This is a genomic window from Roseomonas sp. E05, assembly GCF_030063475.1.
In the GTDB taxonomy this organism is placed as follows: domain Bacteria; phylum Pseudomonadota; class Alphaproteobacteria; order Acetobacterales; family Acetobacteraceae; genus Pseudoroseomonas.
This window is the reverse complement of sequence record NZ_JASIRT010000037.1, coordinates 34990-47484: the sequence shown is the minus strand read 5'-3', so window position 1 is coordinate 47484 and position 12495 is coordinate 34990. Positions and strand designations below refer to the sequence as shown.

Genomic DNA, 12495 nt, shown 5'->3' with positions numbered 1-12495 from the left:
CATCCGCAGGCGCGCTCGCCCGGCGGAACGGCTCCGGGCGGGCTACGCCCACCCTCCGCCGCACCGCCGGGCGCTCATCATAATTGCCGATTACCGCTCATCGTAATCGCCGGGCGCCATGGCGGACCCGTCTACGCTATCTACTCAATGATCACCTACTTCCACGCAGGTCTTCGGCCACAGAATTTCGCCCGACTGAACAGAAATGCAGTCCCACACCGCTGAGCGGAGGGCCGCTCAGAGCACGGGCCCGAAGAGCCCTTTGAGGAGGCTCAATTTAGCCTCGCGATCCGATCACGTTTTCAACGGCGCAGAAGAAGCCGGTGCCGGGGGGAGCCCTCATCTCCTCAGCACCGGTCGGAGAAGCGCTCGTAGGCGGTCAGCGGTCGCATCGGCAGCTGGACGTCCTGGCGGTAGATCTCCGCCTGCAGGAAGGCCAATTCCGCCGCCCTTTGGTCTTCCGCCACGTCGATGAACCAGGCTCGCGGCTGCCCTTCGCCGTTCCAGCGGTAGCCGCGCGCCTTCAGGCGGTCCTTCGCCTCGAACGGCGCCTGCTCCGCCCAGATCCGCCAGCGCGTCTGCCGCGCGCCCTGCAGCAGCTGCGTCAGCGCGGTCCCTCTGGACTTCGGCAGCGGCCGCGCCAGGATCGCCAGGGTCGCCTCGCGGTCGTGATGCGCCCGGTGCTCGTCGAAGAACAGCCCGTGCCGCATGGCCAGATACCCCAGCCGGGTGCCCTCGAACCCCTCCCCCGCCCAGTCCACCCCGGAAAGCGAACAGGCCCAGGGCTTGGTGACGAAGGCCTCGCAAAACCGCTCGGCGAAGCGGCGGTCGAAGGATGTGTTGTGCGCCACGATCAGCGCCGCCGCCGCGACGAAGTGCGCCACCTCGGCCGGGTCGATCTGCTGCCCGGCGACCATCGCATCGGTCAGGCCGGTCAGCGCGGTGACCGCCGGCGGGATGGGCCGGGAGGGCTGGCGCAGCCGGCTGAACGGCGCGCCGACGTCGTAGAGGGTGCCGTCCAGCCCGTAGGTGAAGGGCAGCATGGCGAACTCGATGATCTCGTCCTGCGCCGGATCCAGCCCAGTGGTCTCGAGGTCGAGCAGGATCCCCAGCCGGGTCGGGGTGCCGGGCGGGCAGTCGCTGGCCGGCCGCGGCACGATCCGGCGCAGCACGCGGTAGCACCCGCTCGCCTCCAGGGCGGCAGCCATGGCCTCCAGCGCGTCGGGAGCAGGAGAGTTGGGTAGCGGCACGTCCATCGCCGCTCCATGGACCAGGATGCGCCAGACTGCCAAGCTTGCTGTGTGGCTCTCGGCGGTCTGCTCGTGGGCGGCGGCTTCAACGTTCTCGGGGTGGACGAATTCGTCGCGCTGCTCCTCCCGCTCGCCGCCTGGAGGCAGGGTCCGACCGGCGGCTTTGCCGCTGCGTCCGCCCGTACCAACAACTTCCTGGTTGTGCTACGCGGCGGCACTGCGCTCCTTTGGCTCGGACGGGCGGATGTCCTGGGACTGGTATGAGGCGAATGCGGCGGCGGTCGTGCCGCGCTACGAGGCGGCCGATCCCCGGGCGGTGCACGGCTGGCTCGCCGACCTGCTGCCGGACCGGCCGGCGGCGGTGCTCGACATCGGCGCGGGCAGCGGACGCGACGCCGCCTGGCTCGCCGGCCTTGCTCACTCATCTGCCTCAACGCGCTTCAGCGCAGGTTTTGAAAGGCGCTGTAAACAGACCGGCGATGCTGGCGTCACGCGATGGTGCCAAGCGCCGGGGCAATCTTCTCCTTCCAATGCCGGACGAGTGGAAGGCAGGTCAGGCGATAGATGAGCCAACAGGCATAGATCGCGTCCGTGTGGTAGCATCCCCCGGCTGACAGCTTCCCGTGAGCAATCTCGTGCCGGAGTGCTGGCCCCGGCTTATGGTTAAACAGCAAGTCGATCTCGTTGATCAGATCCGGCCCGAACACCTGCTCCAGCTCCACTCGGAGGTTCTCGAGCAGACCGCTGAGCGAGCGATCCTCCTGCAGGAGGTCCGGCTTGATCTTTGACGTCTCGCGACTGGCGTTCAGCAGGACATGGCGTAACGAGTTCTCCAATTGCGGCACCAGCAAGTGTACCGCCGACGCGAAGTCTCCCTGCCAGAACCGGGCGAAGCCCAGCGCGAACAGATGCTCGTGGCCGGGTGGCACAAAGATGCTTGCCTGCACAATGGGGTCGAAGTGCCGTTCCTCAAGCGGAAAACTTGCTACCCCTAGCCGCCGCGCCACCTCAATACGGCCGCCGACGACATGGTGCCGCCAAATGTCTAGATAGCGCATCGACTGTTCAGCCACCCACTTGGAGCCCGGATCACCGTCGGGCAGAGCAGGTGGAAGCTCGGCAACGGTCTTCCCTTCCGCGTCGACGTATGTCGAGCCGAAGAGAGTGCCCGAGAGCCAGCCGTCTCCGCGCGTCTTGACGGCCTGCTCGTACAGTTTGGCCTGCGTAAGGGGGCTGACGATTAGCGCAAACCGGAGGAGAGTATCGGCCAGCCCCAACCCTGCGAACCTCTCCTCCGTAGCCTTCACCTCCTCGGTGAGGTCAAGCTCGTACGTGAATTGCGCAATCTCATCGAGCGATGCGTCCTGGAGATCGCGCAACTCGCGCCGTAGCGCCTCGATGCGCTCGCGTGGTCCACGGGCGGCCCGAAGCTCCCCAATAGCCTTTCGGGTCCAGTATGCGCGCGCCGACGCGCCGCTAACCGCGTTGCGCATTCGCAAGGTTTCCTCAACCGCCGCCAACTGACAGCGGGTCTTAGCTTCGGCATCCTTCTGCTTGCCGTGGCATTCGGCTGCCAACAGCCATGCAGGCTGTACAGCCATAGGGTAATCGATGCCGTTGCGTGCGGAGGCCACGCGCTCCGCGTCCTCAGCAACAGTGGCTGCATCCAGTAAGCCGTAACCAAGCCCGAGCCGGGCAACCTTGACGTAAGGGACACAACGCTCGCCTTCCCGGACCCGGCGGTAGAGCGCGGCGAAGGTTGCGCGCACCTGCTCCGGCACGTCGCCCCGCTTCCGCGTGAGTGCAACAATCTGCAGGGGCCGCTGCATCGTTTCTACCACGTCCAGGAGAAGGTCCTCCCGGTCGCTGAACCGCGACGCTAGCCTGCCAGCAAGACGCCCCGCCGCGATCTCAAGGTACGCCGCGATCGCAGCTTCCGCAGCATCCCGCCGTTTGCGTTCGTTGTACCAGACGACATCCGCCACCCGGGCGCGGAGGGCCGGATGCTTGATGGACTCGAGCGCGTCGGCGAGCACGCTCGTTTGCTCGCCACGAAGATCGCTTGCGGTGTAGCTGCGGCCATTCTGGCCTTGCCAGCGTGGTCCCCAGGACTGAGCAGGATCTTCGAGCCGCAAGTGGAAGGAGCATAGCACCGCGAAGAGAGCGTATCCACGCTGCGCGGCGGCGTCCCCGCCAGTCTCCGCACCTTTCGCCGCGCGGAGCAGGGCGCTTTCAACCGCATAGACGTCGCCATGCTCGACACCGCCGAGCACGGCATTCAGGTCCAAGACGGCTAGATCGCCACGGGATGCCAATAGCACGTTGTCGCTCACTGGAGGTTCTTCCATGCTCGTGCAGCTATCCGTTTCGAAATAGGCCAAGGTTATGCTTAGACTATCCGGACGAAACACGCGACATGGGGAGGAGCATAAGAGCAGACGGGGCGCACCTCCCTCGGCAGCCGCTCTCGCCAGTTCCTTGGCCGTTGCTTCCTCAGCTCTCGGGCTCTGTGACGCCGGGTAGCGGAGTTGGCGTTACGCCGAGGTGTTGCTGGTCGGGGCTATCCTGGCGCCAAGCGAGCGCACGGTGACCAGCCTGCTCCGGGTCACCAGGCTCGCGCGGGAACGGTACTTTGTGAACTTCCATCGGGTGCTCAGCCGGGCGGTCTGGAGTTCCCGGGCGGCATCGCGCCTCCTGCTGGGGCACCTGATTGAGACCATCGCGCCGAGCGGGCCGGTGGTGCTGGACATCGACGACACCATTGAGCGCCGCCGCAGTAGCCGGATTGTCGCCAAGGACATCTACCGTGACCTGGTGCGCTCTTCCCACGGGCACTTCGTGAAGGTCTCCGGCCTGCGCTGGATCAGCCTGACGCTGCTGGCTCCTGTTCCCTGGGCCGGGCGGATCTGGGCACTTTCCTTCCTCACCGCCCTGGCCCCTCTCCGAGCAGTATGGCCGGGTGCCTGGTCTCCGGCACAAGAAGTTTACTGACTGGGCCCGCCAGCTGGTGATGCAGGCCCGCCGCTGGCTGCGGGGCGCGACATCGCCGTGGTCGGCGACAGCGGCTTCGCCTCCCTGGAGCTGCTGGCCGCCTTGACCCGCCACAAGGTCACCGGCAGCACGCGCCTGCGCCTCGATGCGGCGCTCTACGACCCGGCGCCGCTCCGTTTGCCTCGAACCAATGGCCGCCCCCGCACCAAGGGCGCCCGGCTCCCCAACCTGTCAGAGGTGCTGAGGGACGGCGACACGCGCTGGCAATCGCTCCTGGTCCCAGACTGGTACGGCGAGGGCGAACGCAAGGTCGAGATCTGCTCAGCGAGTGCCGTCTGGCGCCATGGCGGGATGCGTGTCGTGCCGATCCGCTGGGTGCTGATCCGAGATCCCCACGCCGGTTCAGCCCGCAGGCCCTGCTGTGCACTGACCTCTGCCACACGCCCGATCAGATCCTGGACTGGTTCGTCCAGCGCTGGCAGCTGGAGGTCACCTTCCAGGAGGCCCGTGCCCATCTCGGCGTCGAGACCCAGCGACAGTGGTCGGACCTCGCTATCGCCCGCACGACGCCGTGCCTGCTCGCCCTGTTCTCCCTCGTCACCCTCCTGGCCGCAAAGCTCAGACCCTCAGAACGCAACGCTACAGCGAGCAGCGCCTGGTACCACAAGGAACGCCCGACCTTCAGCGATGCCCTCGCCGCCGTGCGACGTCACATCTGGTGCGAGCAAGGTTTCCTCACCTCCCGGCCCAGCGGCCACGGCGCAAAACCTCGGCGAGCGCTCCAGCACGCCTGGGCTTACGCCCTCTGCCACGCCGCCTGATGGCCAAAGTCGAGGTAAGCAGCCCACACACCGCGTTGGCCGTCTATTGGAAGTCTCCTGTCGGCACCTTGATGCCCGGCCTCAGTCACGGATCCGGAATGGAGATGTCCTGCGCCTGGTGAATGGCTCGGTCCGCGGTATCTCCCTGGCCGCCTTCCCGCTGCACGACGCCCTGAAGCATCGCCGTGAAGCCTTCCACCTGCTTGACGATGACGTGGATGACCTCGCCCTCCCGCTGCACCCGGCCGCGGATGCCCATCATGCCTGCCGACAGGATCACCCGGCGCCGCTCCTCGAACAGGGATGGCCAGATGATCAGGTTGGCGATGCCGGTCTCGTCCTCGACGGTGATGAACATGACGCCCTTGGCCGAGCCGGGCTTCTGGCGCACCAGCACCATGCCCGCGAGTGCAATCCGCTGGCCGTCCCGGGTCGAGGCCTGGTCGCCGCAGGGGACCATGCCCATGGCCGCGAGGTCCCGCCGCAGGAAGGAGAGCGAGTGTGCGCGCAGGCTCAGCCCGGTGCTGCGGTAGTCTTCCACCACCTGCTGGCCCTCGCGCAGGGCGGCCAGGCTGACCGGCGCCTCGACGATCTCGGGCTCCGGCATGCTGGCCTTGTCGGTCGCCGCGAAGAGCGGCAGTGCCGCCTCGGCCCTCAGGGTCGAGCCAAGTGGACGGCGGTGAATTGGATGGGCGCTCGGTCCCGGCGTCCGAGATTACCCAGAGAGATGGAACAAAAAAGAACAAGATTCGGCCCGGAGTCATGATCCGGTCCCTCCCTGGACTCCTGCGGGGCGACCAAGGGGAGGCTGGACTCCTGTGGGATCCGAGTCGCCTGCCGCACAACCGATGGATGAGCCGCCGTGCACAGGGCGAGCCTGGGCTCCTGCGGGTATCCCCTGGACTCATGCGGGAGGGCCGAAGCTCAGCTTCAACGACTTACCGAGTTATCCACTGGGTTCCTGCGGGCCACTTCTAATAAAGTGTTCTAATACTTCTCAAATAGCTCATCCCGCAGAAGTCCAGGTGGACGCGGCAGCCCCAGCTGGAGCAAGTTCGAAGCGTGATTTGGGGCAACTGCATTGGAGGACGGCGCAATGGGGACGGTCCACCGGCTCATCGAAGAGCACGGTCGACAAGGGGCATTGAGAATGGCTCCGACCGACGGGGACCGCCGCGCCATCGAAGCCGCCATCCAGTACATGGCCGACGAGGACGCCGGTGTCGGTTTCCTCTACAGCGGGTGGTGCCAAGCCGCCCTGCCCCACAAGAAGCTCGCAGACGACGCCGCCTGGAAGATTGAGACTGACCGGGTCACGCTGATCGTCGAGCCTGGGCGCCGCAACATCCCCGGCGGGGGCATGGAATGGGTCGGCGCGCCTTACGGCTCGCGAGCCCGGCTCATTCTGCTGTTCCTGCAGAGCGAGGCACTCCGGACCAATTCCCGGGACATCGAACTCGGGAGAAGTCTGCACATGTGGCTCGGGCGCCTCGGGATCCCTATCGGCGGCAAGAGCTTCAAGGACGTCCGGGAGCAGGCTGAGCGCCTTTCCAGGTGCCGGATGACCTTCCACATCACCGCGGGCGACAGGGCCGGGCTGGTCAACCAGAACATCGTGGACACCGCGATGTTCGTGCAGGAGCCTTCGGCCGAAGGGCAAGGGTCCCTCTTCGTCGAAACAGCTCGGTTGTCGGAGACCTTCTTCGAGCAACTCCGGAAGCACCCGGTGCCGCTGGAGGAGTCTGCGATACGGGCGATCTCAAACAACTCGCAGGCGCTCGACATCTACTGCTGGCTTGCCTACCGGCTGCATGTCCTGCCGTCAGGGAAGCCGATCTCGGTGTCCTGGCGGGCGCTGTTCGGACAGTTCGGGGCTTCCTACAAGCGCATCGACCACTGGAAGGAGCGCTTCATAGACAGCCTGAAAATTGCGACCGCGGTCTACCCGCACGCAAACATCGAGGTGGCACCCGCGGGCCTCGTGCTGAGCCAGTCCCGCCCACCGGTAGCTCCCCGCCTCGTTTCTGGCGGGTCTCCCGCAAGAGCCCAAGGATAAGCGGCGCCGTTTTCCTCGGCCCCGCAGAAGTCCAAAGAAAACGGCAAGCCGAGCCGTGGCTTCCGCGCTCAAGGAAAATCCCGGACGCCTCAAACGGCCGCTAGCATTTCGTGCGCTGGAGCCCGCAGGCGTCCATGACGCCTTCCCCTCGCTCCCCGCAGGAGTCCAAGGATAACCGGCACGCTTTTCCTTACGGCGCGAGGGCGTCAGGCGCCCGAACGGTCCCGTCGGGGCTTCGCCTTGGAGATGTCGACCACCTCGGCGCCCTTAGCCCGCAGACCTGGCACCTGCGGCGTGACAAGCCGGATGGCCTTGGGAGGCATCGGCACCTTGTGGGGGACGGTCCAGGCGGTGCCCGGCTGCGCAGCCGTCGCCTGCTCCACCATCAGCGGCCACCAGTAGACCAGGGCCCGTGTCAGGTCGTGGATGGGGAGCTGCCCCCAGCGGCCGTCTAGCAGCATCAGGACGAGGCCGGAGGCGCGCCAAGCGTCGAGGCGGACCGAAGCCCGGAGGATCTCGCCATCGCGGGTGATGACGGCGTAGCGCCCCCTCGCCCCCAGCAACGGCATCCACTCCTCGTCCGGGGCGTCCGCGGCGAAGCCGAGTTCGGTGAGGGTCGTGATGCGCCCGAGGGGCTGCATCCTGCCGATCTTGAGGAGATCCAGCGTCCGCGGGCCGAAGTTCTGGTCCAGGACGAAGGTCAGGCTGCCTGCTTCGCCTGCCATGCCCCCTCGAACTCGACGGCATCCCGCACCTGGGCGGGACTTAGCTCGTACCAGTCGGCGACCACCTTCACGCCCGCATCCCCGCCGCCCTCGGCCGCTACTGCCTGGGCGAGGATGTCGGTGCGGATCCCCTTCCCAGCGATGATGGGGGCACCGAACTGCCGGTCCGGGGCCAGCACCACCGTGTGGTCGCGGCCGAGCGGCCACCACTCGCCCGCCTCGTCGCCCACGAAGACGACGTCGCGGAAGAGGGACGGTTCCACGACCTCGCGGAACTCCCGCTGGTCGGAGAGCACGTTGATCAGCTCCCGCTCGCGCCCCTTCGCCTCGAGGTCGATGAAGACGTGGTTCCCGTCGCTGCGGAACTGCTTCGTTACGAAGGGGTTCGGCGTCCCGTAGACCCCCTGCGCCTTGGCGGCCGCCCGCTTGATGGTGGGCAGCCCGAGGCCGCGATCCTTAAATGCCTTGACGAGCATCAGGGTCAGGAGCTGCTCGAAGTCGAGAACCAGGCCGCCGTCAGCCGAGCGCGCCTTGGCGAGGTAGCTGATGGGGGCGGACTGGCGCCGCTCACCGCGGTAGGGGTACTCGTAGCCCTCGACCCAGCGGCGCGCCGTCTGAGGGTCGAGGTGGGCCAGCCGAGCCGCGACGCGGATCGGATAGGCACCCCTCCCGTAGACCTTCGGCCGCTGCATCTCCGCCACCATCGCCTCACGCCCTCAGGGCGCCTCCCGTTTCGAATCCGATTCTCCACCACTCTCGGCTTCTCGCAAGGAAACGCAAGGCCAATCGGATGTTGGCAGCCATCCTCGCGTGGAAACTTAGGGCCACCGCTGAAAACATGTTTGCAAGCAATCCAGCAGCAAAGCAGGTCAGAACCCTAGCTTCTTCAGATAGGCAACTATGGCGTCGTTGATGATGTCCTGGTGCTTCATTCGTAGAGAGTAGGCCGCATCCTCGAGGCGCTCCTTTGTGCTCACCGCAATCCTGGTGGTGAAGGGGACCCGAGGCTCGTCGGCCGGACGCGGCACCCTCCGCGGCTGCGCCGGGACCCCTGCCCTGCCCCGTGCGGGGGCGGTGGCGCGTCGCGGCAACGGTGCTTCCCCTTCCTCGTCATCCTCCGCATCCGGGATGTCGTCGGCGCGCCAGCCAGGAGCCCGCGCGCCCTCCCCTGCCTTCCCGGCGGGCTGCGGCGCCTCAGCTGCCGGGGCCGGTGACGGGATGGGGTCAGCCGCAGGGGGCTGGGGCGGAGGAGCCACCTCCCCTTCCCGGCGGTCGCGGAGGAACTTTGGGAGCGGCGGCTTCTCCGGCGCGGCTGGGGTCTCGGCGGGCTGCGCAACCTCCTCCTCGATACCCGGGCTGCCATCGGTCGGGGGCGCACCAAGGCCGCGGCGTCGGCCGAGCGCCTTCAGCTTGTTCTGATCGACGGCCATGTCAGGAGGTCCCCTCTTCGCTCTCCTCGCCGCCCACGGCGGCGTCGACGAGAGCCTCTACGACGCTCTCGGCGGCCGACTTCAGCTGGGGATACCGAACCTCAGTGATCGCCCTGCCCTCATTTTGGATGGCGCGGAAGGCGGGGCGCTCCGGTACGTAGCCCGGCGCCACCCGGTAGCCCGCCTCCTTAATGTATGCGCGGGCGGCATCGGCCTCGGCGTCGGTGCCAATCCGGGACAGCACGAAGAGCAGCCGGGCCGCCGGAATCCCCGCCTTTGTGAGACTGTTCGCAGTCCTCACCGCGGGTCGGAGGTCGTCAAGGCTCGCGCCGGTTGGCAGCGCAACCAAGTCGCTGACCTTGGCGATCTCGACCGTCTCCTTGTCTGCCCGCGCGGGGCCGTCGAGGACGAGCAGGTCGACGCCGTCCGAAGCGCGCAGAGCTTCCTTGGCGGTCTTGTGGAGTTGCACGGAAACGGCCGGTTCGATTCCGGCGGCAAGGCGGTCCCGGTGCCAATCCACGGTCGTCCCCTGCCCCACGTCGAGGTCGCCAATCTTAACGGTCAGGCCACCGCGGGCCGCCTCAACGGCAAGAGCACGGGCCAGCGAACTTTTCGACACGCCGCCCTTTTGGGAACAGAACGAAACCGTTGCCAACCCGTTGCTCCAATGATGTTTCCGGCATGCGGGATTAGCTGCCTCCTGGCTGGACTGTCAACGTTCTTGCCTGAATGCCGCGCTCCTTGCACGCAAACATGTTTGCAAGAAAGAAACTAGACGCCCCCCCCCCCCTCGCCCCTCCCAAAAAATCTGCGGCCCTTAGCAACCGGGCTCCGGCACGAAGTCCTGAGCCTTCGGGCTGCGCTGGACCGAGCGGGGCGCGTCAGCCTCAAGCGTGCGGGCACCGCGGGTCCCCGCGCTCCGGGGAAGCCGTCCGTAGTAGCGCTGCGAGGCCCCGGTGTCCCCGAGCCACTTGGCGCAGGTCTCAAAGTCCGCGCCGCTGCTGCGGAGATCCGCCGCCCGCTGGTACCTGAGATCGTAGAAGCTGATCCGCTGTCCTCCATCGGTCACCGGCGACGTCTCCGATGCCCATCAACCGGGCCGCCGGGCTCTGCAGCGCGCCCGCACCCGGACGACCCCCCCCTGGGAGCGGCGGCCGCAAGCCGTGCCAGGTGCCGGGCAGGACCGCCCTCAACGGCGACGGGCAGGCGTCGCCAGGGCTGACCGTGGTCGCCCCGAACCTTAGCCACGGAGATTGCGACCTCCAGGATATCCGGTCCGGCGAGGCGGACTGCGACCTCGGCGCATATCTCCGACAAACGGCATCCGCTCACCGTGAGGACGGTAAGGGCATCCAAATGGACGAAGCGGCGCCCCTTGGCCGCCGCCCAGAGCTCCTCCATCCAGTCGGCCGGGAGCGAGCGGCTCCCTGCGCGCTTCGAGCGACCAGGCGCCTCCTGGCGCCCGTTCTCGACGAGGCGGGTTGCCCAGACGCTGGGGTTGCCACCTCCAGCACCCGGGGCTGCGCGGGTGATGAGGTCGGCTGTGGCGTCGAAGGCGGGAGCTGGGGGGCTCATGCGCCCAAAATTTTCAGTGGCTTTGTAAAGGTCCGGGTCGGGTAGGGGTCACACGGGAGCATGGCCGTGGATCGCAGATCTGGGGGTGGTGTAACGCTTGCCGCGATCGGGTTCCGGCGCGGCAGCGTGCCGGGTGCGGCAATGGAGCGCCGGTGGTGCAGGGGAAGGCGGGATCAAAAAATGTCGGTGCTCCGCACCGACGCCCGCGTTCCTCTCTGCCCGCGGGCACCGTGCGCGCGCCTACGAGGCGGAGGTAATGCGGAAAGCAGCGGAGCAGGAAGGTAAGTCAGAAGGATGGAAAGACAGGCGAATTGCAAACATGTTTGCAGACATACCGCACTGGAACTGAAGGGCCGGGCAGGCAGCTATCTGGAATGAGCAAAGCCATACAGCCTTCCAGAGGGAGGTACAGCAATCATGTTTGCAAACAACATTGCTGCACAGGGGCTCGCCAGGCATTCATGAGCCTGCCCGCTCGTTCGATCTCGCCGCCGCTATTAGCTGCCCCGGCAGCCCTCGGGGGCAGCCGCGACGCGCCGATTCCGTCTATCAAGCGGACTTCGTGCCTGAAGGTACGCCGAGGGCCGGTGGCCTGGTCGCGCACCGAGAGAGGCCGCCCGGCGGCGATGCCGCGCCGAGCGCGGCTGCTCCGAGGTGACCCGCCCGCTGGTTACGGCGGCGGATCGGTCTACGGGGCCGGCAGCAGGCCGGCCTTCCGGGCGCGGGCGAGGACATGCGCGACCGAGCCCGGGCGCCAGGTGGTGCCGCCGCGGGGCGTCCGTTCTCGGATCGCCTCCAGCCGGGCGCCGATCGCGCGCAGCGTCGCCCCCGGGTCGGAGCGGACAATGCCAGCCACCACGGCGAGCAGCCGGTCGGGCGCCGGGGCCGGCCGGGCCGGGGCGAGCAGCTCCCGCTCGGCCAGCCCCTCCGCCACCAGCCGCCGCACCGCCCGGACCAGCCGCTCGCCGGTCCAGCCGGGCACCCCCGCGGCGCGGCGTGCGTTGAGGTAGCGGACGACATCCTCCCAGGGCCGGCCATCCTGCCGCAGCCGCCGCACCGCCGGCAGCCAGGCGTCGGCGCCGGCGATCAGCCGGGCGAGGTAGGACGCCCGGCGCGCCGCGGAGGCCTTCTGCCGCGCCGCCGGATCGCCCGCCCGCAGGCCCGGATTGCCCGGCCGGCTGCCCCGGGCGACGGCGGCGCGCATGCCGCTGCGGGTGCGCTCGCGGATCAGCGCGCGCTCGAGCTGGGCGGCGGCGCCGAGCACCTGCAGCGTGAACAGCCCCTGCGGGCTGGCGGTATCGACCGGATCGCGCAGGCTGCGGAAGTGCACGCCGCGGGCCTGCAGGCCTTCGACCACCGCCAGCAGGTGCGACAGCGAGCGGGCGAGCCGGTCGAGGGACACCACCACCAGGGTGTCGCCGGGGCGGAGCTGGGCGAGGGTGCGGGCGAGCACCGGCCGGTCGCGGTCGCCGCCCGAGGCGTGCTCCTCGGCCACTGTGTGGCAGCCGGCGGCGTGCAGCTCGTCGCGCTGCCGCGCCGTCGCCTGCTCCTCGGTGCTCACTCGCGCGTAGCCCACCCACGCCATCCGACGATCCTCCTCGCCTGCGGCCTGGAAGGGAACGCCGCGCGGCGGGTCTGTCAAGTTGC

9 protein-coding genes and 1 pseudogene are annotated in these 12495 nt (G+C 68.0%); 2 read left to right on the top strand and 8 right to left on the bottom strand.

From position 1 onward, the window contains the following. Nucleotides 1-347 precede the first annotated feature (347 nt). Both QMO56_RS23295 and QMO56_RS23290 read right to left on the bottom strand, forming a co-directional pair. Nucleotides 348-1256: a 3'-5' exonuclease gene (locus QMO56_RS23295; protein WP_283529648.1), complete on the bottom strand. Its 909-nt coding sequence runs from the start codon at nt 1254-1256 to the stop codon at nt 348-350. Nucleotides 1257-1738: 482 nt separating this feature from the next. Further along, entirely contained in the window at nt 1739-3583 is a 1845-nt protein-coding gene (locus tag QMO56_RS23290; protein WP_283529647.1) for a DUF4209 domain-containing protein, read from the bottom strand. Nucleotides 3584-3791: 208 nt separating this feature from the next. Here QMO56_RS23290 and QMO56_RS23285 point away from each other — a divergent pair. After that, nucleotides 3792-4241 (top strand): annotated as a pseudogene (locus QMO56_RS23285) (transposase); the annotation flags it as partial. Between the two features lie 906 nt (nt 4242-5147). On the opposite strand, the gene QMO56_RS23280 reads toward QMO56_RS23285, so the two are convergent. After that, on the bottom strand, nt 5148-5669 hold the full coding sequence (locus QMO56_RS23280) for an OB-fold nucleic acid binding domain-containing protein (RefSeq protein ID WP_283529645.1): 522 nt from the start codon (nt 5667-5669) through the stop codon (nt 5148-5150). A 543-nt stretch (nt 5670-6212) separates the two neighbouring features. Between QMO56_RS23280 and QMO56_RS23275 the strand changes: the two genes are divergently transcribed. Continuing rightward, nucleotides 6213-7118: a replication protein RepA gene (locus QMO56_RS23275; RefSeq protein ID WP_283529644.1), complete on the top strand. Its 906-nt coding sequence runs from the start codon at nt 6213-6215 to the stop codon at nt 7116-7118. Between the two features lie 206 nt (nt 7119-7324). Here QMO56_RS23275 and QMO56_RS23270 read toward each other — a convergent pair whose 3' ends face one another. From QMO56_RS23270 to QMO56_RS23250, 5 genes are all read right to left on the bottom strand, one after another. Further along, nucleotides 7325-7843 carry a hypothetical protein gene (locus QMO56_RS23270; RefSeq protein WP_283529643.1) on the bottom strand — a complete coding sequence of 173 codons (519 nt, stop codon included), beginning with the start codon at nt 7841-7843 and terminating at the stop codon, nt 7325-7327. Next, nucleotides 7819-8535, bottom strand: a complete 717-nt coding sequence (locus QMO56_RS23265; protein ID WP_283529642.1) for a hypothetical protein — start codon at nt 8533-8535, stop codon at nt 7819-7821. Before QMO56_RS23265 ends, QMO56_RS23270 begins: the two co-directional genes overlap by 25 nt. A gap of 177 nt (nt 8536-8712) precedes the next feature. Next, on the bottom strand, nt 8713-9273 hold the full coding sequence (locus tag QMO56_RS23260; RefSeq protein ID WP_283529641.1) for a hypothetical protein: 561 nt from the start codon (nt 9271-9273) through the stop codon (nt 8713-8715). A gap of 1 nt (nt 9274) precedes the next feature. After that, the gene (locus tag QMO56_RS23255; RefSeq protein ID WP_283529639.1) at nt 9275-9928 is read right to left on the bottom strand and encodes a ParA family protein; all 654 of its coding nucleotides are present in this window, start codon (nt 9926-9928) and stop codon (nt 9275-9277) included. 1608 nt (nt 9929-11536) lie between these two features. Further along, nucleotides 11537-12433, bottom strand: a complete 897-nt coding sequence (locus QMO56_RS23250; protein WP_283529638.1) for a recombinase family protein — start codon at nt 12431-12433, stop codon at nt 11537-11539. Nucleotides 12434-12495 lie beyond the last annotated feature (62 nt).

Excerpts from the sequence above, each read along its gene's own strand:
- QMO56_RS23275 (WP_283529644.1), top strand. The coding sequence starts at position 6,213 with ATGGCTCCGACCGACGGGGACCGCCGCGCCATCGAAGCCGCCATCCAG.
- QMO56_RS23280 (WP_283529645.1), bottom strand. The coding sequence starts at position 5,669 with ATGCCGGAGCCCGAGATCGTCGAGGCGCCGGTCAGCCTGGCCGCCCTG.
- QMO56_RS23270 (WP_283529643.1), bottom strand. The coding sequence starts at position 7,843 with ATGGCAGGCGAAGCAGGCAGCCTGACCTTCGTCCTGGACCAGAACTTC.
- QMO56_RS23295 (WP_283529648.1), bottom strand. The coding sequence starts at position 1,256 with ATGGACGTGCCGCTACCCAACTCTCCTGCTCCCGACGCGCTGGAGGCC.
- QMO56_RS23260 (WP_283529641.1), bottom strand. The coding sequence starts at position 9,273 with ATGGCCGTCGATCAGAACAAGCTGAAGGCGCTCGGCCGACGCCGCGGC.
- QMO56_RS23250 (WP_283529638.1), bottom strand. The coding sequence starts at position 12,433 with ATGGCGTGGGTGGGCTACGCGCGAGTGAGCACCGAGGAGCAGGCGACG.
- QMO56_RS23265 (WP_283529642.1), bottom strand. The coding sequence starts at position 8,535 with ATGCAGCGGCCGAAGGTCTACGGGAGGGGTGCCTATCCGATCCGCGTC.